Origin of the sequence: Pseudomonas sp. SG20052, assembly GCF_031766055.1 — a bacterium.
Taxonomy (GTDB): domain Bacteria; phylum Pseudomonadota; class Gammaproteobacteria; order Pseudomonadales; family Pseudomonadaceae; genus Aquipseudomonas; species Aquipseudomonas mandelii.
Genome location: NZ_CP134498.1, coordinates 966,290 through 989,010, shown reverse-complemented (window position 1 = coordinate 989,010; position 22,721 = coordinate 966,290). Strand labels below are relative to the sequence as shown.

The window sequence follows — 22,721 nt, the reverse complement described above, 5'->3', positions numbered from 1 at the left end:
AACCCCCTCGTGCATGTATGTGCATGCTATGCAAAATAAAAAAATGGGCGAAACGCCCATCCTTGAAACGCCGTCGAACAGCGGCGTAGAAAGTGTCCAGCTAACAAAAAGCCCCTTAAAAGGGGCTCCTTAAACTGGTTGCGGGGGCCGGATTTGAACCGACGACCTTCGGGTTATGAGCCCGACGAGCTACCAGACTGCTCCACCCCGCGACAAAGCTGGGGCGGAAGTATACGACCGATCCCTGACAGGGTCAATGTAACCTTCCACCTACAAGAAAGCCCGCAACAGCGGGCTCTCCTGATAATTGGTACCGAGAAGGGGACTCGAACCCCTACACCCTATGGGCACAACCACCTCAAGGTTGCGTGTCTACCAATTCCACCACCTCGGCAATACTACGTTTGAAACCCTTCTTACTTTTGCTCTTGAGCTGGAGGCACGTCAGTCGCTGGAGTAGCCGACTTTTGCTCTTGAAGCACCGGTACATCATCAGAAGCCGGTTGTTGCTTTGGAACTTCCAACACTGCCGGGTTTGGCAAACCTACTTGAGTCAGCTGCTGAGCTTTCTCTTTAGCAAAGTAACCTAACCCTAAGCTGGTTATGAAGAAACCGGCGGCAAGTATAGCAGTAAACTTACTAAGAAAGGTAGAGGAACCTTGGCTTCCGAACACAGTATTTGAAGCACCTGCTCCGAAAGACGCGCCAGCATCCGCACCTTTACCCTGCTGCAGCAATACCAGAGCAACTACGCCCAATGCACCCAGCAGATGAAAAACGACTACGACTGTTTCCAGCATTTTTTCAGTTTCCCGCGGCGCGACAAATCGCACCGAACTCATCTGCATTCAGGGAAGCTCCACCAATGAGCCCCCCATCGATATCCGGCATGCCGAACAGTTCGACCGCATTGGCCGCCTTCACGCTGCCGCCGTATAGAAGCCGCACACCTTGTGCGACCTCAGAATTCTCTGCCGCCAACTGAGCGCGAATGGCTGCATGCACATCCTGCGCTTGTTGCGGCGAAGCAGTCAGCCCAGTGCCAATGGCCCAGACTGGCTCGTAAGCAATTACTGCATTTGCAAAGGCACCTACACCCAGCTCCTCTATGATACTGCCTAGCTGACGCCCGACAACCTCTAGAGTTTTACCGGCTTCGCGCTGCTCAAGGGTTTCCCCTATGCACAACACCGGGATCAAGCCACATGCCTGCGCCGCTGCGAACTTGCGAATCAGCACACCGTCCTGCTCGCCCATAATCTGGCGGCGCTCGGAATGCCCGACAAGAACCAGGGAACAACCTGCATCCACCAATTGACTCGGCGCGATTTCACCGGTCAGTGCACCTTGCATGGCTTCCACCGCAGAGTTCTGCGCGCCGACCGAAATCGACTTGCCGTTCAAGCCATCAATCACTTGATTGATATGCAAGTAAGGCGGGAATACCGCTACATCAACACCGCTCGGCAAGGCCAGATGACGAAGGCCATTGATCAGCTCAGCGACGCTGGCGCGGGTACCGTGCATCTTCCAGTTACCAGCTACCATAGGGCGACGCATGCTGTACCTCGTCGGTCAAAGTGGGCGCAGATGTTACCCAACACAATCATGGCTGGCAAGCCGAATTCAGGCAGAAACTTCAGTAACCAGTTTTGCCAGCTCTTCGGCGTAGCCACGGACCTGTGTTTCGTCCTCGCCTTCAACCATCACGCGCACCAACGGCTCCGTCCCGGACTTGCGCAACAACACGCGCCCGCGGCCGGCCATAGCCTGGGTAACACGGTCGCTGGCTTCCTTGACCGCCGGATGGTCGAGCGGACTCGCGCCCCCGCCGAACCGGACATTGATCAGCACCTGAGGGCACTTGCGCAGCGCCTGACGGGCCTGAGCAAGTCCTTCCGAGCGCGTTTTCAGCGCCATCAGCACCTGCAACGCCGCGATGATCGCATCACCTGTGGTGGTGTGATTGAAGCAGACGATATGACCCGAGTTCTCACCGCCTACCAACCAGTTACGCTCCAGCAAGTCAGCGATCACATAACGGTCGCCAACGTTGGCACGCACGAAAGGAATCGACAGATCCGCCAGGGCCAATTCGAGCCCCAGGTTACTCATCAATGTACCAACCACGCCGCCTTGCAGCTTGTCGCGCTCATGCAGATCGCGGGCGATGATGTACAGCAACTCGTCACCATCTACGATGGCGCCTGTGTGGTCGACCATCAAGACGCGATCACCGTCACCGTCAAAGGCAATACCCAGATCGGCGTGTTCGGCCAATACCGCAGCCTGCAACTGCCCCATATGGGTCGAACCGCAATTGTCATTGATGTTCAAGCCGTTTGGCTGAGCAGAAAGCACAACGACTTCGGCACCCAACTCGCGGAACACGCTAGGTGCAACCTTGTAGGTCGCGCCGTGAGCGCAGTCGATCACGATTTTCAGGCCGGCGAAGTTGGTACCGGTCGGCACGCTGCTCTTGCAGAATTCGATATAGCGGCCAGAGGCGTCGTTGATGCGCGACACTTTGCCGATCTTGCTCGACTCAACCACGGTCATCGGGGTGTCGAGCAACTCTTCGATCATCAGTTCGACTTCATCCGGCAGCTTGGTGCCCTTTCCGGAGAAGAACTTGATGCCGTTGTCATCATGAGGATTGTGCGAGGCACTGATCACAATACCGGCTTCAGCATGAAAGGTACGCGTCAGGTAAGCGATCGCCGGCGTCGGCATCGGGCCCAACAGCATCACGTCAGCACCTGCCGACGTAAGACCAGCCTCGAGCGCGGACTCAAACATGTAACCGGAGATTCGGGTGTCCTTGCCAACCAGCACCTTGCAGGCGCCCATTTTGCGGAACGCCATGCCTGCAGCCCAACCGAGCTTGAGCATGAAATCAGGAGTTATCGGGTATTCACCGACCCGACCACGGATACCGTCGGTGCCAAAGTATTTTTTGCTCATAAGTGCTCCATCATTCTTATTCGGCTGATTCCACTGCGGCGATCATTCGCACCACGTCCACTGTTTCGGCTACATCATGGACGCGCAATATACGCGCCCCCTTGGCCGAAGCCAGCGCCGCGAGCGCCAGACCACCAAACAGGCGTTCTCCAACCGGGCGATTCAAGGCCTGACCTATCATGCTCTTTCGCGAAACCCCAACCAACAGGGGCCGCCCCAAGGCATGCAGGTCTTCCATATGCTTGAACAAGCTTAGATTGTGCTGCAAGGTTTTCGCGAACCCAAACCCCGGATCAAGAATAATCCGCTCAGCAGGGATTCCCACCAACGCACACTGGGCCACGCGCTCAGCGAGAAACTCGCCAACCTCCCTGGTCACGTCCCCGTAGCTCGGATTGTCCTGCATATCGCCCGGCTCACCGAGCATATGCATCAGACACACCGGCAATCCGGTGGCGGCTGCCGCATCCAGGGCACCGTCTCGGCGCAGCGAGCGCACATCATTGATCAAGCCCGCTCCGAGCCGTGCGGTTTCGCGCATGACCGCCGGAGTGGAGGTATCAACCGAAATAATCACATCCAGTTCGCGATTGATGAGCTCAACGATAGGCGCCACGCGCTCCAACTCTTCAAGTGGCGAAACCGCCCTTGCACCGGGCCGGGTCGATTCGCCACCGACATCGATCAGCGTGGCGCCCGCCGCTACCATCGCCTCGGCGTGGCGCAGGGCCGCGTCGAGCTGGCTGTATCGGCCGCCATCAGAAAAGGAATCGGGAGTGACATTGAGAATACCCATGACATGCGTCTGGGCCAAATCAAGAACCCGGTTGCCGCAAGGCAACCGGGTCGAGGACTGAACAGAAGTCATTTCAAACCTTAGACGTCAGCAGCCGGACCGCCGATCGGTGTTTGCGGACGCTCATCCTGGACCACCGGAGGTGTCCCGGAAGTACCGGTGCCGCCACCCGACCAGTCGCGTGGTTCGCGAGGGGTACGTCCGGCCATGATGTCATCGATCTGATCGGCATCGATCGTCTCGTACTTCATCAAGGCATCCGCCATGGCGTCGAGCTTGTCACGGTTATCCGTGAGGATCTGCTTGGCCGTGCCGTAGCACTGGTCAATGATGCTGCGCACTTCGGAGTCAATCAGCTTGGCTGTCTCACCAGAGAAGCTCGCACCCTGACCACCGCCGCCGCGACCAAGGAACACTTCGCCCTCTTCTTCGGCATACATCAACGGACCGAGTTTTTCCGAAAGACCCCACTTGGTCACCATGTTCCGCGCAATCTGGCTGGCACGCATGATGTCGTTGGACGCGCCGGTGGTAACACCGTCAAAGCCCAGGGTCATTTCTTCAGCGATACGGCCACCGTACAGCGAGCAGATCTGGCTGATCAGCGCACGCTTGGACAGGCTATAGCGATCTTCTTCCGGCAGGAACATCGTCACACCCAACGCACGACCGCGCGGGATGATCGACACCTTGTAGACCGGATCGTGCTCTGGCACGACACGACCGACGATGGCGTGACCCGCTTCGTGATAAGCGGTGTTCTGCTTCTCTTTCTCCGACATGACCATGGATTTGCGCTCGGCGCCCATCATGATCTTGTCTTTCGCCAGTTCAAACTCTTTCATTTCGACGATGCGCTTGCCGGTACGGGCAGCGAACAACGAGGCCTCGTTCACCAGGTTAGCCAGGTCGGCACCAGAGAAACCAGGCGTACCACGTGCAATCACCGCAGGAGCGACGTCGTCACCCATTGGCACTTTGCGCATGTGAACCTTGAGAATCTGCTCACGACCACGAATATCCGGCAGACCGACCACAACCTGACGGTCGAAACGGCCCGGACGAAGCAACGCAGGGTCCAGTACGTCGGGACGGTTGGTTGCAGCAATGACGATGATGCCGTCATTCATTTCAAAGCCATCCATCTCAACCAGCAATTGGTTGAGTGTCTGCTCGCGTTCGTCATGACCGCCACCCATGCCGGCGCCACGGTGACGACCGACAGCATCGATTTCATCGATAAAGATGATGCAGGGTGCGTGTTTCTTGGCCTGCTCGAACATATCGCGAACACGGCTGGCACCGACACCGACGAACATCTCGACGAAATCGGAACCGGAAATGGTGAAGAACGGTACTTTGGCTTCGCCGGCAATCGCCTTGGCCAGCAAGGTTTTACCGGTACCCGGAGGACCCACCATCAGCACGCCGCGTGGAATGCGGCCGCCCAGTCGCTGGAACTTGCCCGGATCACGCAGGAACTCGACCAGTTCACCGACCTCTTCCTTGGCTTCGTCGCAACCGGCAACGTCACCCAAGGTGGTTTTCACCTGATCTTCGGAGAGCAGGCGTGCCTTGCTCTTGCCGAAGCTCATCGGCCCGCCCTTGCCGCCCGCACCGCCCTGCATCTGCCGCATGAAAAACATGAACACGGCGATGATCACCAGGATCGGGAAGCTGGCGACCAGGAGTTGAGTCCAGATGCTTTGCTGCTCAGGCTGCTTGCCTTCGACCACGACGTGGTTATCCACGAGATCGCCGATCAGACCGTTGTCCTGAATGGCAGGACGAATGGTCTTGAAGCTATCGCCATCGGTGCGCTTACCGGTAATCACATAGCCGTCAACTGCTACGCGCTCGACCTTGCCATCCTTGACCTGCTGGATGAAGTCGGAATAGTTGAGGGTCTGCGGCTCGTTAGGGCTGGAGAAGTTGTTCATCACCGTCACCAGGACAGCCGCGATGATCAACCACAGGATCAGATTCTTTGCCATATCGTTCAATTAACTACCCTCTGAAGCAAGCTCCGCTAATGGCGCGCGCTTCGCATGATATTCACCGGCCTAACTTACTACATTACCTACGACTCTGGCAGGCGCCGTCTGTAACCCTTTGTGAAACACTTTCTACACAATATTCGCTAATGCTCACGGGGCGAAATACGAAAATCCTATCGACCCGCAAAAAAACCTCGATTTACTCGCTACGGCCACGATAGCCCCAAGCCAGCATGTATTGCTCGCGAGAACTGCCACGGGAAGAATCCGGCTTGATCATCTGGACCTTGTCGAATTTCTGACGAGCGTCCTTCACGTAAGCATCAAACCCTTCGCCCTGAAACACCTTGATCACGAAATTACCACCCGGCTTGAGTATCCGAGCCGCCAGATCAAGAGCCAGCTCACATAGAAACATGGCTTTGGGCATATCCACCTCAGGCGTACCACTCATATTGGGGGCCATATCGGAAATCACAAGGTCCACCTGCGAATTACCCACGGCTTCGAGGATCTGAGCGAGCACTTCGTCCTGGGTGAAGTCACCCTGAATGAAAGTCACGTCGGGAATGCTGTCCATTTCAAGGATGTCCGAGGCGATCAGACGCCCCTGACCACCGATCAGCCGACTAGTGACCTGCGACCAGCCGCCGGGCGCCGCCCCCAGGTCGACAACACTCATACCCGGACGGATCAGTTTGTATTTCTCCTGGACCTCCAGAAGCTTGTAACTCGCACGCGAGCGATAACCATCCTTCTGCGCCTGCTTCACATAGGGATCATTGACATGTCTTTGCAGCCATTTAAGGCTTGTCTTGGAACGGGCCACGGGCCACCTCGAAAATAAAACGGGTCGTGATTAACTGGGCGGTCCCGGACTCGCTCGGGTAAACTGGCCGCCGCTTTTTACAAGATCAGACGCAGGGGTCAGATTATGCCGCTCACTCAAGAGCAGAAGAAACAGTACAAATCCATTGGCCATCATCTGAAACCAGTTTTGATTGTGGCTGACAACGGTTTGACTGAAGGTGTGTTAGCCGAACTTGAACGCGCTTTGGCGGATCATGAGCTGATTAAAATCAAGCTCAACATCCTCGATCGCGAGTCGCGCCTGGCGAACATTGCAGAACTGTGCAAGGTCGGCAAAGCGGACCTGGTTCAGGTCATCGGCAAGATGGCACTGATTTACCGCAAGAACTTCAGCGTCAACAAGCAGCTGTCGAACGTTCATCGCTTCAAGTGATGGCAAGGGTCAAGGGTGTGCTTCGCGCACCCTGCCACTCCATCCGGGTACCGGCTGCAACACCAGCACCACCCCGGAAAAGCCCAGAACAAGGTAACTGAACACCTGCCAGCGCACGGCATCCGGCCAACCGACGCGCACCGCGAAGAACATCCCGCACGCATACAGCGCCATCAGCAGCAGTTGCCCACGAATATCGCGCCATAGACTGACAAGGCCCTCGGCCTGAATCAGCACCAAAGCCTGAAAAATCACACACGCTGTGGCGAAACCCACCATCAGCGCATCAAGCATGCCTGCAATTTCGTCAATCAGCAGCGGCGCCAGACCAATCTGGCCTAGCACCGGCAGCAGACCGATATGTAACAGCCACAAGCCGCCCACCCACAACATCTGAGTGAGCTGCCAAAGCATGGAGCCCGCACGGAGCGGGCGCCTGCGTTTAGATGTGGCGTACTTCGACAATCTCGTACTCGATGACGCCGCCAGGCGTTTTCACGGCAACCACGTCACCCTCTTCCTTGGCAATCAAGGCGCGGGCCAGTGGTGAGCCCACCGAAATCTTGCCGAGTTTAAAGTCAGCCTCATCCTCACCCACAATGTGGTAAGTGACGCTTTCATCAGTCTCGACGTTGGCGATTTCAACGGTGGTACCGAAAATCACTTTGCCGGTGTGAGGAATGGTCGTGACGTCGATGATCACCTGGTTCTGAATCCGGCCCTCGATGTCACGAATCCGCGCCTCGACCATCCCTTGCTGCTCACGGGCAGCGTGGTATTCGGCGTTTTCCTTCAAGTCACCCAACTCGCGGGCCGTGCCGATGTCCTGGCTGAGCTTCGGACGGACGACCTTGGTCAGGTGAGCGTGTTCTTCTTCCAGGGCTTTCGCGCCCTGGACGGTCATAGGGTACTTGATCATGCCTTCAATCCTGCGTGTAGATCCTGCAAGCGGCGTACGGTCTTCTCGGGACCGAACTTGAGCGCCTCGCAGATGGCTTCGCCAGCAGCAATAGTCGTGGTGCAGTAGATCTTGTGCTGCAGGGCATTACGACGAATGGAGTACGAATCAGCAATCGACTGACGACCTTCGGTGGTGTTGATGATCAGGGTGACTTCGTCATTCTTGATCATGTCGACCACGTGCGGACGACCTTCGGTCACCTTGTTCACACGGCGCACTTTCAGGCCTGCGGCTTCGATCAGCTTGGCAGTACCGGCAGTGGCTACCACTTCGAAGCCCAAGTTGATCAGATCACGGGCCACGCCTGCAACCAGTGGCTTATCGTCGTCACGCACGCTGATGAACGCGGTGCCGCCGGTCGGCAGCACTTCGCTGGCGCCCATCTGGGCCTTGGCGAACGCTTCGCCGAAGGTGTCACCCACGCCCATCACTTCACCGGTGGACTTCATCTCTGGGCCCAGGATCGGGTCCACACCAGGGAATTTGGCGAATGGGAACACCGCCTCTTTCACGCTGTAGAAGTTCGGGATGATTTCTTTGGTGAAGCCGATTTCTTTCAGGGTTTTACCGGCCATCACGCGTGCCGCGATCATGGCCAGGGAAACACCGATGCACTTGGACACGAACGGTACGGTACGGGAAGCGCGCGGGTTGACTTCGATGACGTAGATGTCTTCGCCTTGCAGCGCCAACTGCACGTTCATCAGGCCGACAACGCCCAGTTCCAGGGCCATTTTCTTGACCTGTTCGCGCATCTCGTCCTGGATGTGCGCAGGCAGCGAGTACGGCGGCAGGGAGCACGCCGAGTCACCGGAGTGAACGCCGGCCTGCTCGATGTGCTGCATGATCGCGCCGATCACCACGTCGGTGCCGTCGCAGACCGCATCCACGTCCATTTCGATGGCGCAGTTGAGGAAGTGGTCGAGCAGCACCGGGCTGTCGTTGGACACCTTCACCGCATCGCGCAGGTAGCGCTTGAGTTCTTCTTCTTCGTAGACGATTTCCATCGCACGACCGCCCAAAACATAGGACGGACGAACCACCAGCGGGTAACCGATCTTGGCGGCAGCACGAATCGCTTCGTCTTCGCTACGCACGGTAGCGTTTGGCGGCTGACGCAGATTCAGGCGCTCAACCATCTGCTGGAAGCGCTCACGGTCTTCGGCACGGTCGATGGCGTCAGGGCTGGTGCCGATGATTGGCACGCCAGCTTCTTCCAGGGCGCGAGCCAGTTTCAGCGGGGTTTGGCCGCCGTACTGGACGATCACGCCTTTTGGCTTCTCGACGCGGCAGATTTCCAGCACGTCTTCCAGGGTCACCGGCTCGAAGTACAGGCGATCGGAGGTGTCGTAATCGGTCGAAACGGTTTCCGGGTTGCAATTGACCATGATGGTCTCGTAACCGTCGGCGCGCAGAGCAAGTGCCGCGTGTACGCAGCAGTAGTCGAACTCGATGCCTTGGCCGATGCGGTTAGGACCGCCGCCCAGGATCATGATCTTGTCGCGACCCGTCGGTGCGGCTTCGCACTCTTCCTCGTAAGTCGAGTACATGTAGGCGGTGTCGGTGGCGAACTCGGCCGCGCAGGTGTCAACGCGCTTGTAGACCGGGAAGATTTCCAGCTTGTGACGGTGGCGACGCAGCGCCTTCTCGGTCACGCCCAGCAGCTTGGCCAGACGCATGTCGGAGAAGCCTTTGCGCTTGAGCTTGAACATCAAGTCGCGGTCGATGCTAGCCAGACCCAGGGTCTTGACCTTCTCTTCGTCCTTGATCAGGTCTTCGATCTGCACCAGGAACCACGGGTCGATCATGTTCATGCCGAAGATGTCTTCGACCGACAGACCGGCGCGGAACGCGTCAGCCACGTACCAGATACGCTCGGCACCCGGCACGGTCAGTTCGCGCTTAAGGATGCTCATGCTTTCCGGATTGCTCAGGTCGAGCTTCTCGTCCAGGCCGCAAACGCCCACTTCCAGACCGCGCAAAGCTTTCTGCAGGGATTCCTGGAAGGTCCGGCCGATCGCCATGACTTCACCGACCGACTTCATTTGAGTGGTCAGGCGCGCGTCGGCTTTCGGGAATTTCTCGAAGGCGAAGCGTGGCAACTTGGTCACGACGTAGTCAATGGACGGCTCGAAGGATGCAGGAGTAGCGCCGCCGGTGATTTCGTTCTGCAGCTCGTCCAGGGTGTAGCCGATCGCCAGCTTGGCAGCGATACGCGCAATCGGGAAACCAGTGGCTTTCGAGGCCAGTGCCGAAGAGCGGGATACACGCGGGTTCATCTCGATGACTACCATGCGGCCAGTGTCCGGGCAGATGCCGAACTGGACGTTGGAGCCGCCGGTTTCCACGCCGATCTCGCGCAGTACCGCCAGAGAGGCGTTACGCATGATCTGGTATTCCTTGTCCGTCAGGGTTTGTGCCGGAGCAACGGTGATCGAGTCACCGGTGTGCACGCCCATCGGGTCAAAGTTTTCGATGGAGCAGACGATGATGCAGTTGTCCTTCTTATCGCGGACAACCTCCATCTCATACTCTTTCCAGCCGATCAGGGATTCATCGATCAACAGTTCCTTGGTCGGCGACAGGTCGAGACCGCGGGCGCAGATTTCTTCGAACTCTTCGCGGTTGTAAGCGATACCGCCACCGGTGCCGCCCATGGTGAAGGACGGACGGATGATGCACGGGAAGCCAAGCTTCTCGAGCACTGCGTTGGCCTCTTCCATGCTGTGGGCGATACCCGAACGCGGGCAGTCCAGGCCGATGGATTTCATCGCCTTGTCGAAGCGCGAACGGTCTTCGGCCTTGTCGATGGTGTCAGCGTTGGCACCGATCATCTCTACGCCGAACTTCTCCAGAACGCCTTCGCGCTCCAGGTCCAGGGCGCAGTTCAGAGCAGTCTGGCCACCCATGGTCGGCAGCAGCGCGTCCGGACGCTCTTTCTCGATGATCTTGGCAACGGTCTGCCATTTGATCGGCTCGATGTAGGTGGCGTCAGCCATATCCGGGTCGGTCATGATGGTCGCTGGGTTGGAGTTCACCAGGATGACGCGGTAACCCTCCTCGCGCAGGGCTTTGCAGGCCTGGGCGCCGGAGTAGTCGAATTCGCAGGCCTGGCCGATCACGATCGGGCCAGCGCCGAGAATCAGGATGCTTTTAATGTCTGTACGTTTTGGCATGGGTTTGTCACTCAAATCCGCAGGTCAGTCGGCAAGCCGTCTTGTTCAATCTGTGAAGCCTTGAGGGGGGCCGCCGATGTTCGGGACCGCCCCTCAAGCTTTGCAACATCAAGGCGAGCGATTAGCGTCGCTTGGCCATTTCGTTGATGAAGCGATCGAACAATGGCGCTACGTCGTTCGGGCCAGGGCTGGCTTCAGGGTGACCCTGGAAGCTGAAGGCGCTTTTGTCGGTACGCTCGATGCCTTGAAGGGTGCCGTCGAACAGCGATTTGTGAATCGCGCGGACGTTGGCCGGCAGGGTCGCTTCGTCTACCGCAAAACCGTGGTTCTGGCTGGTGATCATCACTACACCGGTATCCAGATCCTGGACCGGGTGGTTGGCACCGTGGTGGCCGTGGCCCATTTTCAGGGTCTTGGCACCGGAGGCCAGGGCCAGCAGCTGGTGACCGAGGCAGATGCCGAAGACCGGAATCTCGGTTTCGAGCACGTCCTTGATCGCCTGGATCGCGTAGTCGCAAGGCTCAGGGTCACCAGGGCCGTTGGACAGGAACACGCCGTCCGGCTTCATCGCCAGAACGTCAGCGGCTGGAGTCTGAGCCGGCACCACGGTCACGCGGCAACCGCGCTCGACCAGCATGCGCAGGATGTTCAGCTTGACGCCGTAGTCGTAGGCGACCACGTGGTAGGGCAGCTCGGAGGCTTCGATGGTCGCGTGGCTGTCGGTTTTCAGATCCCAGACAGTCGAGCGCCACTCGTATTGCTCTTTGGTGCTGACGACTTTCGCCAGGTCCATGCCTTTGAGGCCAGGGAAACCCTGGGCGGCGGCGATGGCGGCTTCTTCGGAGATGTTGTCACCTGCCATGATGCAGCCGTTCTGCGCACCTTTTTCACGCAAAATGCGTGTCAGGCGGCGAGTATCGATACCGGCGATTGCCACTACGTTGTTGGCTTTCAGGTAGTCGGACAGGGACATCGTGTTACGCCAGTTGCTCGCAACCAGTGGCAGGTCACGGATGACCAGGCCAGCGGACCATACGCGGTCGGACTCGGCGTCTTCCGGCGTTGTGCCGGTGTTGCCGATGTGCGGGTAAGTCAGGGTAACGATCTGTTGGGCGTAGGAAGGATCGGTAAGGATTTCCTGATAGCCGGTCATGGCGGTGTTGAATACCACCTCACCAACGGTTTGACCGTCGGCTCCAATTGCTTCGCCGCGAAAAATGCTGCCATCAGCAAGGGCGAGTATGGCTGGCTTAGTCAAGAAGACCTCCCGTAAATAAAGCCTGAAAGGGCGATCGCAGGTGTAAAAAAGCGGAGTGACGTATGGACACGTCACCCCGCTCATTCACTGAATTATTCTGCGCGCTTTTAGTGAACACACTAAAGCTGTAGCTTACAGAAAAAGGCATTTTCGGTCTACCGCCAATGAGCCTTAAAGGCCGGAGAATGCGACAGGACGTCGCTTGGCGGAGTAAAACCGGGCTCAAACGCCGTGTTTGAACCCGATTTCAGGCACTTCTTAACGCAGGTCGAGCACGTCTTGCATGTCATAAAGACCCGGCTCGCGCCCATCCAGCCACAAGGCGGCACGTACTGCACCCTTGGCAAAGGTCATGCGACTGGACGCTTTATGCGTGATCTCGACACGCTCACCATCAGCGGCGAACAGCACAGTGTGATCACCGACGATGTCACCGGCACGCACCGTGGCGAAGCCGATGGTTTCGCGAGCGCGGGCGCCGGTCTGGCCTTCACGACCGTAAACCGCCACCTTCTTCAGATCACGCCCCAGCGCATCGGCAATCACTTCACCCATGCGCACGGCAGTACCGGACGGCGCATCGACTTTATGCCGATGATGGGCTTCAGTGATTTCGATATCGACATCATCACCCAGTACCCGGGCAGCGGTGTCGAGCAGCTTCAGGCAAAGATTAACGCCGACGCTGAAGTTGGCCGCGAAGACAATCGGAATGTCCTTGCCCGCTTCCGCCAGCAGCTGCTTCTCCTCAACGCTGAAACCGGTGGTACCGATGATCATCGCCTTGTGATGCTTGCGGCAGAACGCGAGGTTCTTCAGCGTCACCGTCGGGTGCGTGAAGTCGATCAGCACGTCGAACTCGTCGACCACGCGATCCAGATCACCCGACAGCGGCACACCGATACGACCCAGCGCAGCCAGTTCGCCGGCATCTGCGCCGACCAGCGAGCTGTCCGGACGATCAATGGCCGCCGTCAGACCCGCACCCTGCTGTTGCTGCACGGCCTCGATCAGGGTTTTGCCCATGCGCCCGGCGGCGCCCATCACTGCAATACGTCGCATGCCTGTCTCCTTACAAATCGCCGAAGAAGCGCTTCACGCCTTCGAACCAACCGGTGGTTTTCGGCGAATGGCTGTTGTCATCCGCCAGCGAGCTGCGGAACTCTTCCAGCAATTCGCGCTGACGACGACCCAGGTTGACCGGGGTTTCGACCGCCACACGGCACATCAAGTCACCGGCTCCACCGCCACGCACAGGCGCAACGCCTTTGCCGCGAACACGGAACTGCTTGCCGGTCTGGGTCCCTTCAGGGATTTTCAGTTTGACTCGACCATCAAGGGTCGGAATCTCCAGCTCGCCGCCCAGCGCAGCATCAACAAAACTGATCGGCACTTCGCAGAACAGGTGCTTGCCGTCGCGCTGGAAGATCGCGTGCTCGCGCACATTGATCACCACGTACAGATCGCCCGTCGGTCCACCCTGCGCACCCGCCTCGCCTTCGCCGGACAGACGAATGCGATCACCGGTATCCACACCGGCCGGCACTTTCACCGAGAGGGTTTTGTACTCTTCGACACGGCCTTCGCCGTTGCAGGAGTTGCACGGGTCGGAAATGATCTTGCCCTGGCCATGGCAACGCGGGCAGGTCTGCTGCACCGAGAAGAAGCCCTGCTGCATGCGCACCTGGCCAATACCGCCGCATGTCGGGCAGGTTACTGGCGAGGAGCCTTTCTTGGCACCCGAGCCGTCGCAGGGCTTGCAGTTGACCAGTGTCGGAACGCGGATATTCACGGTCGTGCCGCGCACCGCTTCTTCCAGGTTCAGCTCCAGGGTGTAACGCAAGTCGCTGCCGCGCTGAGCGCCGCCACGGGCACCGCCGCGACCACCACCGAAGAAGTCACTGAAGACATCACCAAAGATGTCGGAGAAGTTCTGACCGCCAAATCCGGCACCGCCGCCACCCATGCTCGGGTCGACGCCGGCATGACCGTACTGGTCGTAGGCCGCGCGCTTGCTGGAATCGGACAGGACTTCGTAGGCCTCGTTGGCCTCCTTGAACATCTCTTCCGACGCTTTGTCATCGGGATTACGGTCCGGGTGATGCTTCATCGCCAGGCGACGGTAGGCCTTTTTCAGGTCTGCTTCGCTTGAACCACGCTCAACACCCAATATTTCGTAATAGTCACGCTTTGCCATAAGTCTTTGCACTCTTAAGGACGTCCGGCAAACCCCTCCTGAGCCTCGCCAAACTCGTTGAGCCCCAATACAGGCCCGGACCCAACTCACGTCAATTCAACGATCCTGGTCTTTGATTCAATGCGGTACTTTCAGCTCGAGAAGCAGGAGCATTCCCGGCCATACCGCCAGCATTCGAGCGTTGTCGCATGCTGTAAAAATTCGCTAACTCCAGACACGCCAACGCGGGAGCAAGCTCCCGCGCGGCGACATCCTACCAGTCACCGCCAGAAGGCAGTCAACCGGGCGACCAACAACTTACTTGTGGTCTTTGACTTCTTCGAACTCGGCATCAACAACGTCGTCGGCTTTTTCGGCTTTTTCGTCGTTAGGTGCCGCGCCTTCGGCAGGCTGGGCCTGTTCGGCGTACATCTTCTGCGCCACTGGAGCGGAGACTTTGGACAACTCTTCAACCTTGGCTTCGATTGCAGCCTTGTCGTCGCCTTTGACAGCGGCTTCCAGAGCAACAACAGCGGCTTCGATTGCAGTCTTCTCTTCAGCCGTCACTTTATCGCCGGCGTCAGCGACCATTTTGCGAGTCGAGTGAACCAGTGCATCGCCCTGGTTGCGGGCTGCGGCCAGCGCTTCGAACTTGCTGTCTTCTTCGGCGTTGGCTTCAGCATCGCGAATCATCTGCTGAATCTCTTCCTCGGACAGACCGGAGTTGGCCTTGATCACGATCGACTGAGTCTTGCCGGTGGCCTTGTCTTTGGCGCCTACGTGCAGGATGCCGTTGGCGTCGATGTCGAAGGTCACTTCAATTTGTGGCACGCCACGTGGTGCTGGTGGAATCTCGGCCAGGTCGAACTTGCCCAGGGACTTGTTCTGTGCCGCTTGCTTACGCTCACCTTGCAGCACGTGAATGGTCACGGCGCCCTGATTGTCGTCGGCAGTCGAGAACACTTGCGATTTCTTGGTAGGAATCGTGGTGTTTTTCTCGATCAGCGCGGTCATCACGCCACCCATGGTTTCGATACCCAGGGTCAGCGGGCTGACGTCGAGCAGCAGAACGTCTTTCACGTCACCGGCCAGTACGGCACCCTGGATAGCAGCACCCATGGCAACGGCTTCGTCCGGGTTCACGTCTTTACGTGCTTCTTTACCGAAGAACTCGGTCACCAACTTCTGAACCAGTGGCATACGGGTCTGACCGCCCACCAGGATCACGTCGTTGATGGCGCCAACGTCGATACCGGAGTCTTTCAGCGCGATGCGGCAAGGTTCGATGGTGCGCTGAACCAGGTCTTCTACCAGCGCTTCGAGCTTGGCGCGGGAGATTTTCACGTTCAAGTGCTTAGGACCGGTGGCGTCTGCAGTGATGTACGGCAGGTTCACATCAGTCGACATGCTCGAGGACAGTTCGATCTTGGCTTTTTCAGCGGCTTCTTTCAGGCGCTGCATGGCCAGCGGGTCACCTTTGAGGTTCATGCCGCTTTCTTTCTTGAATTCGTCGACGAGGTAGTCGATCAGACGAATGTCAAAGTCTTCACCGCCCAGGAAAGTGTCACCGTTGGTGGCCAATACTTCGAACTGGTGCTCGCCATCGACTTCAGCGATTTCGATCACGGAAACGTCGAAGGTACCGCCGCCCAAGTCGTAAACGATCACGGTGTGATCGCCCTTCGCCTTGTCCATACCGTAGGCCAGAGCGGCCGCGGTCGGTTCGTTGATGATACGTTTTACGTCCAGACCAGCAATACGGCCGGCGTCTTTGGTGGCTTGACGCTGGCTGTCGTTGAAGTAAGCCGGAACGGTGATGACCGCTTCGGTCACTGGCTCGCCGAGGTAGTCTTCGGCGGTCTTCTTCATTTTCTTCAGAATTTCAGCCGAGATCTGTGGCGGCGACATTTTCTGGCCGTTCACTTCAACCCATGCGTCGCCGTTGTCAGCCTTGGCGATTTTGTACGGGACCATCTTGATGTCTTTCTGTACGACTTCTTCGTCGAACTTACGACCGATCAGACGCTTCACCGCGTACAGGGTGTTATGCGGATTGGTCACAGCTTGACGCTTGGCGGACTGGCCAACCAGGATTTCGCCGTCGTTGGCGTAAGCGATGATCGACGGCGTGGTACGCGCGCCTTCAGCGTTTTCGATAACTTTGGCTACGCCGTTTTCAAGCACGGAGACGCAGGAGTTGGTAGTCCCCAGGTCGATACCGATAATTTTGCCCATGTTTATTCTCCCGAAACTTTTGGATTTGGTTGCCGCAGCAGTGGTGGCTAACTGCGGTAGCACTTAAACGCTTGACTTCTAAATGGGGGCCTTGTGGCTAATTTCAAGCCTGCTCATCAATAGAAGGCGAAACTGGCGCAGGGGCCTTGCTCACCACAACCATGGCCGGGCGCAGCAGACGACCGTTGAGCTGATACCCTTTCTGGAACACCTTGAGCACGCTGTTCGGCTCAACGTCGGCGCTTTCCTGCATGGCCATTGCCTGGTGCTGAACGGCATTGAACGGCTCGCCATGCGGATCGATCACTTCCAGCTGATAACGCTTCAGGGTGTCCTGGAACATTTTCAGGGTCAGCTCGATGCCTTCGCGCATTGGGCGGATGCTTTCGTCATCCGGGTTGGACAACTCCAGGCCACGCTCCAGGCTGTCGATGATCGGCAACAAATCGCCAGCAAATTTTTCCAGGGCGAATTTGTGCGCTTTTTCTACGTCCTGCTCGGCTCGACGGCGGACGTTCTGCAGATCAGCCGCTACACGCAAAGCTTGATCATGAGCGCCAGCCAATTGCTCCTCGAGCACTTGTACGCGAGCCGCCAGTTCATCACCCGAATCCGGGGCAGCCTGATCGGCGTCTAGATTTTGCGTATCCACTGTCTGTTCGTCAGCCATAGAATTCTCCTTTCAATAACGTCCGCGAGCTCAACTCGCGCTTCTGTCCCGGTATATGGGGCCGCAAAAATCAGCTTCAAGGGGCGGGTTGCGATTAACCCTACAAAAAACGCTGCATTGTGATTACGCGACGACCAGGCATTTCGTCAGACCGAGTCGATCGAGCTATTCAGGGGCATTGTCAGCCGCAAATAAAACACTGTATAAATAACCAGACCTAAAGCCTGGGAGCGGCCTTTATGCTGGTGCACCTGTCCGTACATAACTACGCCATCGTTGAACATCTCGATCTCGAGCTCGATCGCGGGATGAGCGTGATAACCGGGGAAACCGGTGCCGGCAAGTCGATCATGCTCGACGCCCTCGGCCTGACCCTGGGCGACCGTGCCGACAGCGGCGTGGTCCGTCCCGGCGCCGACAAGGCCGACATCCTTGCAACCTTCGACCTGGTCGACATCCCGGAAGCCAGCGCCTGGCTGGCGGAGCGCGACCTGGAAAGCGACGGCCCGTGCATCTTGCGACGGGTCATCACCGCCGAAGGACGCTCTCGTGGCTATATCAACGGCACGCCCTGCCCGCTCGGCGACCTCAAAGCCCTCGGCGAACTGCTGATCGATATCCACAGCCAGCACGAACACCAATCCCTGCTCAAGACCGACACTCACCGCCGCTTGCTCGACGAATACGCCGGCGCCACTGATCTTGCCCGCCAGGTGCATCTGGCCGCCCAACGCTGGCGCCAGACTCGCCAGGAGCTGGAGCGCCTCTCCAATTCCGGCGACGAGCAGCGCGCTCGCCATCAATTGCTCAGCTATCAGCTCGAAGAGCTGGAAAACCTCGGCCTCGGCGAAAACGAGCTGGAACAACTGGAACAGGAGCACAAGAACCTCACCAACGCAGAAACCCTGCTGGGTATCTGTCGGCAAGTGGTCGAGCAATGCAGCGAAAGTGATTCCGGGAATGTCCTGAACGCGCTGACCGCCAGCCTCAATCGTCTATCGAGCGTCAATAACTCGATCGGCGCACTGGGTGAAGCCAGCAGCCTGCTGACTAGCGCACAGATACAGGTCGAAGAAGCCGTGGGCGAGCTCAACCGCTTTCTCGACAACTTCGACGCCGACCCGGCACGCCTTCAATACCTGGAAGAACGCCTGGATGCGATCTACACCATGGCGCGCAAGCACCGCATCCAGCCGACCGAAGTCGCCGAGATGCAGCAGCGCTTGCTGGATGAAATCGAAACCCTGAACGCCAACGATGAATCCATCGAGCGACTGAGCGATGAGCTGGCTTCTTATGCCCGTCATTATCAGGAGAAGGCTCGAGAACTAAGCGACCTGCGCCATCAAGCCTCGAACAGCCTGGCCAGCGCCGTGGAACAGGAAATCCAGCGACTGGGCATGCCCGGCGGGCGCTTCACTATCGAATTACGTCCTAACAGCAGCGACGAACTGCTGCCTAATGGACTGGAGCAGGTCGAGCTGCTGGTCAGCGCCAACCCCGGTCAGCCATTAAAAGCCTTGGCCAAAGTGGCCTCGGGTGGCGAACTGTCTCGGATCAGCCTGGCTATTCAGGTGATCACCGCACAGACCTCACGTGTGCCGACACTTGTATTCGATGAGGTAGACGTGGGCATCGGAGGCCCCACCGCGGAGATCGTTGGCCAACTGCTACGTCGCCTCGGTGAACGCGGACAGGTGCTGACAGTGACCCACTTGCCGCAAGTGGCCGCCCAGGGCCATCAACATCTATTCGTGCACAAGGTGCGCGGCGAAGAGGCGACCCACACGGCTGTTTCCAAACTGAGCAAGAATGATCGCGTCGAAGAAGTAGCGCGGATGCTGGGTGGCATCGATCTGACCAAGGAATCCCTGGCTCACGCGAAAAAAATGGTCGTCACCGCAAAAATTTAAGGACGGCAGAAAGCACGAAGGCGACCCTTGGGTCGCCTTCGCTCGTTTCGCGAATGTAAAATTCGCGCGACATGCTTACTTTTTCTTGCGCACGTACAGCACCAGATTGTGATCAACCATCTCGAAGCCGTACTTATCGACGATGGCTTTCTGCAGACGCTCGATTTCTTCGTCGAAGAATTCGATCACTTCGCTGGTTTCGACGTTGACCATATGGTCGTGATGCTTGCCGTCATCCAGCTCGAAGACCGCATGGCCTCCGTCGAAGTTGTGCCGCACCACAAGGCCAGCTGCCTCGAACTGAGTCAGTACACGGTAAACCGTGGCCAGACCGACGTCCTCACCAGCCTCCATCAGCGCCTTGTAAACATCCTCGGCACTCATGTGGCGTTGCTCGGCGGAATCGAGCATTTGCAGAATTTTGACCCGTGGAAGGGTCACTTTGAGGCCGGCTTTGCGTAGTTCGCTATTTTCAACCATGGTCAGCTTTCTCGCGATGCTGCTTCGCAGCTTCTCTTAATGCGGGTATGATCGGCGTTTACGTTGTCCCAGCCAAGATAGTGGAAGTCGCCCACCGATGCAAAACACCAAGCTCTTGCTAACCAGTTTCACCTTTGTGGGACTGCTCGCACTCGCCGGTTGTTCATTCCCCGGGGTTTACAAAATCGACATCCAGCAGGGCAATGTCGTCACGCAGGACATGATAAACCAGTTACGCCCGGGAATGACCCGTAAGCAAGTACGGTTTATCATGGGCAACCCTCTGCTGACCGACACGTTCCATGCCGATCGCTGGGATTATCTGTACAGCCTGCAACCGGGTGGCGGTGAACGCCAACAGGAACGCATTAGCGTTATCTTCAACCCAAATGACCAACTTGTCAGCCTCTCTGGTGATTTCATGCCAGGCGTGAGCCGCGACGAAGCCATTCTCGGCAAGGACAGTGGCACAACAGTCACTGCACCAGCAGAAAACGCCGAGAAGCCGAAACCGGAAAAACCGGTCAAGCCAGGCTCGTTGCTGGACCAGATCCAGAAGGACGTAGACGGTGTAGAAACCGTTCCGGTCCCGACGCCAGAACCGCTGGAAACCTCGCCGCAATAATTTGCGACGCAATAAAAAACCCGGCATGTCCGGGTTTTTTATTGTCTGGCGCTTGGGCGGCTTACTGATTCCGGGCCTTGGCCTCAGCAGCCTTGGCGGCACGCAGCCGACGAACCTCTTTCGGATCTGCCAGCAATGGCCGGTAAATCTCGATGCGATCACCCGCCTGCACAGGACGAGTGTCCGCATCAGTAATTACTTTACCGAAGATCCCCACCGGGCAATGGGTCAGATCCAGCTCCGCGAAGGTCTCGCCAACGCCTGACGCCAGCAAAGCCGCGCGCACCGTCGTTCCTGCTGGCACCGACACTGCGAGAAGCACCTGACGATCAACTGCGGCGTAGACCACCTCGACGTCAACCTTCGACTCAACCATGCATTTGTTTGGCGCGCTGGCAAAACGCGTCCACCAACGTGTTTGCGGCCTGATTGAACAGCGGCCCCAAGGTTGCGCGAACAATCGGCCCGGCGTAATCGAAGGACAGGTCCAGACTGATCTTGCAGGCCTTTTCGCCCAACGGCTTGAACACCCAAATGCCATGCAACTGGGTGAAAGGTCCTTCCTCGAGGTTCATCTCGATCGAATGGCCGGGCACTAAAGTGTTTCTGGTAACAAAATGCTGACTCAACCCACCCTTGGCCACGCCCACGCTGGCACGCATGTGCTCGGGAGTGCTTTCCAGCACTTCAGCGGTGGAACACCACGGCAGAAATTCCGGGTAACGCGCCACGTCGTTGACCAGGTCATACAGCGCTTGCGCCGGGTAAGGCAGCAGAGCCGAACGTTGAATGTGTGTCGTCATGTCAGCGTCACTTCCACAGCTGTGCGGCAAACACTACGAGAATGCCGATGGGCGCCACATAGCGCATCAAGAACAAGGACAGGGCGAACAGCGCAGGGTTGCGGACCGACAACTCGTCGCGCACCGCTTCACGCCCCATCACCCAGCCCGCAAACACCACGAAACACAAACCACCGAGTGGCAACATGATCCGCGACGTGAAGAAATCGATCACGCCAAAGAAGTCCAGGCCACCTGCCGCACCCCATTGATAGAGATGGAACATCCCGCCTTCGTTCACGAAAAATTTGGCTTCCTTCCAGATATTGAAGGAAAACACCGTGCCCAACCCCACGAACCAGCAGATAAACGCCAGCCAGAAAGTCACCCAGGCGCGACTGACTTTCGTACGCTCGACCAGGTAAGCCACCATCGGCTCGAGCAGGGAAATCGCCGAGCTCCAGGCAGCCACCGCGACCAGTACGAAGAACACTACGCCCATCAACTGGCCGAACGCTACGTTACCGAAGGCGAACGGCAGGCTGACAAACATCAGGCCCGGGCCTTCGCTCGGGTTCAAGCCCGCAGCGAACACAATCGGAAACAATGCCAGACCAGCCACCAGGGAAACGAAGGTGTCGAGCAGCGCCACGCCGACCACGGTGCCGGAGATCGACGAATGCTTGGGCATGTAAGCGCCGTAAATCATGATCGAACCAACGCCCACACTCAGGGAGAAGAACGCGTGCCCCATGGCCGGCAACAAGCCGTCGAGGACTTTTTCCGGGTGGAAGTCGAACATGAAGTGCACGCCTTCCATGAAATGCCCGGTGGTCATGCTGTAGCCCAGCAGCACCAGAATCATCACGAAAAGCAGCGGCATCATGATCCGCAGGCTGCGTTCAAGCCCGGCGACCACGCCTTTGGCGATGACGACGGCAGACAGCAGCATGAAAATCGTGTGCCAAAGTGTCAGGCGCCACGGATCGGCGATCACATTGCCAAAGTACGCGCCGACCTGATCGGGCGTTGCTCCCTGGAAGTCGCCACGGCCCATGTCGATGATGTAATCCAGCGACCAGCCGCCGACCACACTATAGAAAGACAGGATCAGCAACGCCGTGATCATCCCGGCGAATGCGCCCCAGGACCACTTGCCCGAATGCCCCGCCTCCACCGCCAGCACCTTCAAGGCGTTGGCCGGGCTCTGCCGCGCGCGGCGGCCGATCAGGGTTTCGGCCAGCATGACCGGCACACCGATCAGCGCGATACAGGCCAGGAACATCAGCACGAAGGCGCCGCCGCCGTAGACGCCGACCATGTACGGGAATTTCCAGATACTACCCAGGCCCACGGCCGAACCGGTCGCGGCGAGTATGAAGACCCAGCGGCTAGCCCAACTGCCGTGGACAGAAACCTTGTCTGTCGACATCGTTATCACGCCC

The 22,721-nt window shown here is 58.0% G+C and carries 21 protein-coding genes and 2 tRNA genes; 3 read left to right on the top strand and 20 right to left on the bottom strand.

Annotation, left to right across the window (positions count from 1 at the left end):
• Positions 1-135: 135 nt before the first annotated feature.
• The 8 genes from RHP74_RS04375 to rlmE all read right to left on the bottom strand — a co-directional run bounded on the left by RHP74_RS04375 (position 136) and on the right by rlmE (position 6,586).
• Positions 136-212: transfer RNA gene (locus tag RHP74_RS04375), tRNA-Met, on the bottom strand.
• A 96-nt stretch (positions 213-308) separates the two neighbouring features.
• Positions 309-394, bottom strand: a tRNA-Leu gene (locus RHP74_RS04370).
• Positions 395-416: 22 nt separating this feature from the next.
• Positions 417-800: a preprotein translocase subunit SecG gene (gene secG, locus RHP74_RS04365; protein ID WP_010463489.1), complete on the bottom strand. Its 384-nt coding sequence runs from the start codon at positions 798-800 to the stop codon at positions 417-419.
• Positions 801-804: 4 nt separating this feature from the next.
• The gene (tpiA, locus tag RHP74_RS04360) at positions 805-1,560 is read right to left on the bottom strand and encodes a triose-phosphate isomerase (protein WP_010463491.1); all 756 of its coding nucleotides are present in this window, start codon (positions 1,558-1,560) and stop codon (positions 805-807) included.
• Between the two features lie 66 nt (positions 1,561-1,626).
• Positions 1,627-2,964, bottom strand: a complete 1,338-nt coding sequence (gene glmM / locus RHP74_RS04355) for a phosphoglucosamine mutase (protein ID WP_010463493.1) — start codon at positions 2,962-2,964, stop codon at positions 1,627-1,629.
• A gap of 16 nt (positions 2,965-2,980) precedes the next feature.
• On the bottom strand, positions 2,981-3,832 hold the full coding sequence (gene folP, locus RHP74_RS04350) for a dihydropteroate synthase (RefSeq protein WP_102593597.1): 852 nt from the start codon (positions 3,830-3,832) through the stop codon (positions 2,981-2,983).
• Positions 3,833-3,840: 8 nt separating this feature from the next.
• Complete coding sequence (gene ftsH, locus RHP74_RS04345; RefSeq protein WP_010463496.1) at positions 3,841-5,754, bottom strand: ATP-dependent zinc metalloprotease FtsH; 1,914 nt, start codon at positions 5,752-5,754, stop codon at positions 3,841-3,843.
• A 202-nt stretch (positions 5,755-5,956) separates the two neighbouring features.
• The gene (rlmE, locus tag RHP74_RS04340; protein ID WP_008005470.1) at positions 5,957-6,586 is read right to left on the bottom strand and encodes a 23S rRNA (uridine(2552)-2'-O)-methyltransferase RlmE; all 630 of its coding nucleotides are present in this window, start codon (positions 6,584-6,586) and stop codon (positions 5,957-5,959) included.
• A gap of 105 nt (positions 6,587-6,691) precedes the next feature.
• On the opposite strand from rlmE, the gene RHP74_RS04335 reads away from it, so the two are divergent.
• Positions 6,692-7,000, top strand: a complete 309-nt coding sequence (locus RHP74_RS04335) for a YhbY family RNA-binding protein (protein ID WP_008057408.1) — start codon at positions 6,692-6,694, stop codon at positions 6,998-7,000.
• A gap of 9 nt (positions 7,001-7,009) precedes the next feature.
• Here the strand turns inward: RHP74_RS04335 and RHP74_RS04330 are convergent, their stop codons facing one another.
• From RHP74_RS04330 to grpE, 8 genes are all read right to left on the bottom strand, one after another.
• Positions 7,010-7,414 carry a hypothetical protein gene (locus RHP74_RS04330; RefSeq protein ID WP_010463505.1) on the bottom strand — a complete coding sequence of 135 codons (405 nt, stop codon included), beginning with the start codon at positions 7,412-7,414 and terminating at the stop codon, positions 7,010-7,012.
• 28 nt (positions 7,415-7,442) lie between these two features.
• A complete protein-coding gene (gene greA / locus RHP74_RS04325) occupies positions 7,443-7,919 on the bottom strand; it encodes a transcription elongation factor GreA (protein ID WP_010463507.1) in 477 nt (158 codons plus the stop codon).
• Positions 7,916-11,137 carry a carbamoyl-phosphate synthase large subunit gene (carB, locus tag RHP74_RS04320; RefSeq protein ID WP_010463509.1) on the bottom strand — a complete coding sequence of 1,074 codons (3,222 nt, stop codon included), beginning with the start codon at positions 11,135-11,137 and terminating at the stop codon, positions 7,916-7,918. The genes greA and carB overlap by 4 nt, the downstream gene beginning before the upstream one ends.
• A 121-nt stretch (positions 11,138-11,258) precedes the next feature.
• On the bottom strand, positions 11,259-12,395 hold the full coding sequence (carA, locus tag RHP74_RS04315) for a glutamine-hydrolyzing carbamoyl-phosphate synthase small subunit (protein ID WP_010463512.1): 1,137 nt from the start codon (positions 12,393-12,395) through the stop codon (positions 11,259-11,261).
• 258 nt (positions 12,396-12,653) lie between these two features.
• The gene (dapB, locus tag RHP74_RS04310; protein ID WP_010463514.1) at positions 12,654-13,457 is read right to left on the bottom strand and encodes a 4-hydroxy-tetrahydrodipicolinate reductase; all 804 of its coding nucleotides are present in this window, start codon (positions 13,455-13,457) and stop codon (positions 12,654-12,656) included.
• Positions 13,458-13,467: 10 nt separating this feature from the next.
• Positions 13,468-14,592: a molecular chaperone DnaJ gene (gene dnaJ, locus RHP74_RS04305; RefSeq protein WP_010463516.1), complete on the bottom strand. Its 1,125-nt coding sequence runs from the start codon at positions 14,590-14,592 to the stop codon at positions 13,468-13,470.
• A gap of 297 nt (positions 14,593-14,889) precedes the next feature.
• Complete coding sequence (gene dnaK / locus RHP74_RS04300; protein WP_077747385.1) at positions 14,890-16,806, bottom strand: molecular chaperone DnaK; 1,917 nt, start codon at positions 16,804-16,806, stop codon at positions 14,890-14,892.
• A 103-nt stretch (positions 16,807-16,909) separates the two neighbouring features.
• Positions 16,910-17,476 (bottom strand): nucleotide exchange factor GrpE, encoded by a 567-nt coding sequence (grpE, locus tag RHP74_RS04295; protein WP_077747384.1) that lies wholly within the window; start codon positions 17,474-17,476, stop codon positions 16,910-16,912.
• Positions 17,477-17,715: 239 nt separating this feature from the next.
• Here grpE and recN point away from each other — a divergent pair, with 239 nt between their 5' ends.
• Positions 17,716-19,389 carry a DNA repair protein RecN gene (recN, locus tag RHP74_RS04290; protein WP_010463523.1) on the top strand — a complete coding sequence of 558 codons (1,674 nt, stop codon included), beginning with the start codon at positions 17,716-17,718 and terminating at the stop codon, positions 19,387-19,389.
• A 75-nt stretch (positions 19,390-19,464) separates the two neighbouring features.
• On the opposite strand, the gene fur is transcribed toward recN, so the two are convergent.
• Entirely contained in the window at positions 19,465-19,869 is a 405-nt protein-coding gene (fur, locus tag RHP74_RS04285) for a ferric iron uptake transcriptional regulator (RefSeq protein ID WP_003197684.1), read from the bottom strand.
• A 97-nt stretch (positions 19,870-19,966) separates the two neighbouring features.
• On the opposite strand from fur, the gene RHP74_RS04280 reads away from it, so the two are divergent.
• On the top strand, positions 19,967-20,494 hold the full coding sequence (locus tag RHP74_RS04280; protein ID WP_010463534.1) for an outer membrane protein assembly factor BamE: 528 nt from the start codon (positions 19,967-19,969) through the stop codon (positions 20,492-20,494).
• Positions 20,495-20,555: 61 nt separating this feature from the next.
• On the opposite strand, the gene RHP74_RS04275 is transcribed toward RHP74_RS04280, so the two are convergent.
• The 3 genes from RHP74_RS04275 to RHP74_RS04265 are packed head-to-tail and all read right to left on the bottom strand — an operon-like array spanning position 20,556 to position 22,708.
• Complete coding sequence (locus RHP74_RS04275) at positions 20,556-20,870, bottom strand: RnfH family protein (RefSeq protein ID WP_102593595.1); 315 nt, start codon at positions 20,868-20,870, stop codon at positions 20,556-20,558.
• On the bottom strand, positions 20,863-21,297 hold the full coding sequence (locus RHP74_RS04270) for a type II toxin-antitoxin system RatA family toxin (protein ID WP_010463538.1): 435 nt from the start codon (positions 21,295-21,297) through the stop codon (positions 20,863-20,865). Before RHP74_RS04270 ends, RHP74_RS04275 begins: the two co-directional genes overlap by 8 nt.
• A gap of 7 nt (positions 21,298-21,304) precedes the next feature.
• Positions 21,305-22,708 carry a sodium-dependent transporter gene (locus tag RHP74_RS04265; RefSeq protein ID WP_010463541.1) on the bottom strand — a complete coding sequence of 468 codons (1,404 nt, stop codon included), beginning with the start codon at positions 22,706-22,708 and terminating at the stop codon, positions 21,305-21,307.
• Positions 22,709-22,721 lie beyond the last annotated feature (13 nt).

What these genes read in the sequence shown, in the direction of transcription:
- secG (WP_010463489.1), bottom strand. Translation starts at nt 800, where the DNA reads ATGCTGGAAACAGTCGTAGTCGTTTTTCATCTGCTGGGTGCATTGGGC.
- tpiA (WP_010463491.1), bottom strand. Translation starts at nt 1,560, where the DNA reads ATGCGTCGCCCTATGGTAGCTGGTAACTGGAAGATGCACGGTACCCGC.
- glmM (WP_010463493.1), bottom strand. Translation starts at nt 2,964, where the DNA reads ATGAGCAAAAAATACTTTGGCACCGACGGTATCCGTGGTCGGGTCGGT.
- folP (WP_102593597.1), bottom strand. Translation starts at nt 3,832, where the DNA reads ATGACTTCTGTTCAGTCCTCGACCCGGTTGCCTTGCGGCAACCGGGTT.
- ftsH (WP_010463496.1), bottom strand. Translation starts at nt 5,754, where the DNA reads ATGGCAAAGAATCTGATCCTGTGGTTGATCATCGCGGCTGTCCTGGTG.
- RHP74_RS04335 (WP_008057408.1), top strand. Translation starts at nt 6,692, where the DNA reads ATGCCGCTCACTCAAGAGCAGAAGAAACAGTACAAATCCATTGGCCAT.
- RHP74_RS04330 (WP_010463505.1), bottom strand. Translation starts at nt 7,414, where the DNA reads ATGCTTTGGCAGCTCACTCAGATGTTGTGGGTGGGCGGCTTGTGGCTG.
- greA (WP_010463507.1), bottom strand. Translation starts at nt 7,919, where the DNA reads ATGATCAAGTACCCTATGACCGTCCAGGGCGCGAAAGCCCTGGAAGAA.
- carB (WP_010463509.1), bottom strand. Translation starts at nt 11,137, where the DNA reads ATGCCAAAACGTACAGACATTAAAAGCATCCTGATTCTCGGCGCTGGC.
- dapB (WP_010463514.1), bottom strand. Translation starts at nt 13,457, where the DNA reads ATGCGACGTATTGCAGTGATGGGCGCCGCCGGGCGCATGGGCAAAACC.
- dnaJ (WP_010463516.1), bottom strand. Translation starts at nt 14,592, where the DNA reads ATGGCAAAGCGTGACTATTACGAAATATTGGGTGTTGAGCGTGGTTCA.
- dnaK (WP_077747385.1), bottom strand. Translation starts at nt 16,806, where the DNA reads ATGGGCAAAATTATCGGTATCGACCTGGGGACTACCAACTCCTGCGTC.
- grpE (WP_077747384.1), bottom strand. Translation starts at nt 17,476, where the DNA reads ATGGCTGACGAACAGACAGTGGATACGCAAAATCTAGACGCCGATCAG.
- recN (WP_010463523.1), top strand. Translation starts at nt 17,716, where the DNA reads ATGCTGGTGCACCTGTCCGTACATAACTACGCCATCGTTGAACATCTC.
- fur (WP_003197684.1), bottom strand. Translation starts at nt 19,869, where the DNA reads ATGGTTGAAAATAGCGAACTACGCAAAGCCGGCCTCAAAGTGACCCTT.
- RHP74_RS04280 (WP_010463534.1), top strand. Translation starts at nt 19,967, where the DNA reads ATGCAAAACACCAAGCTCTTGCTAACCAGTTTCACCTTTGTGGGACTG.
- RHP74_RS04275 (WP_102593595.1), bottom strand. Translation starts at nt 20,870, where the DNA reads ATGGTTGAGTCGAAGGTTGACGTCGAGGTGGTCTACGCCGCAGTTGAT.
- RHP74_RS04270 (WP_010463538.1), bottom strand. Translation starts at nt 21,297, where the DNA reads ATGACGACACACATTCAACGTTCGGCTCTGCTGCCTTACCCGGCGCAA.
- RHP74_RS04265 (WP_010463541.1), bottom strand. Translation starts at nt 22,708, where the DNA reads ATGTCGACAGACAAGGTTTCTGTCCACGGCAGTTGGGCTAGCCGCTGG.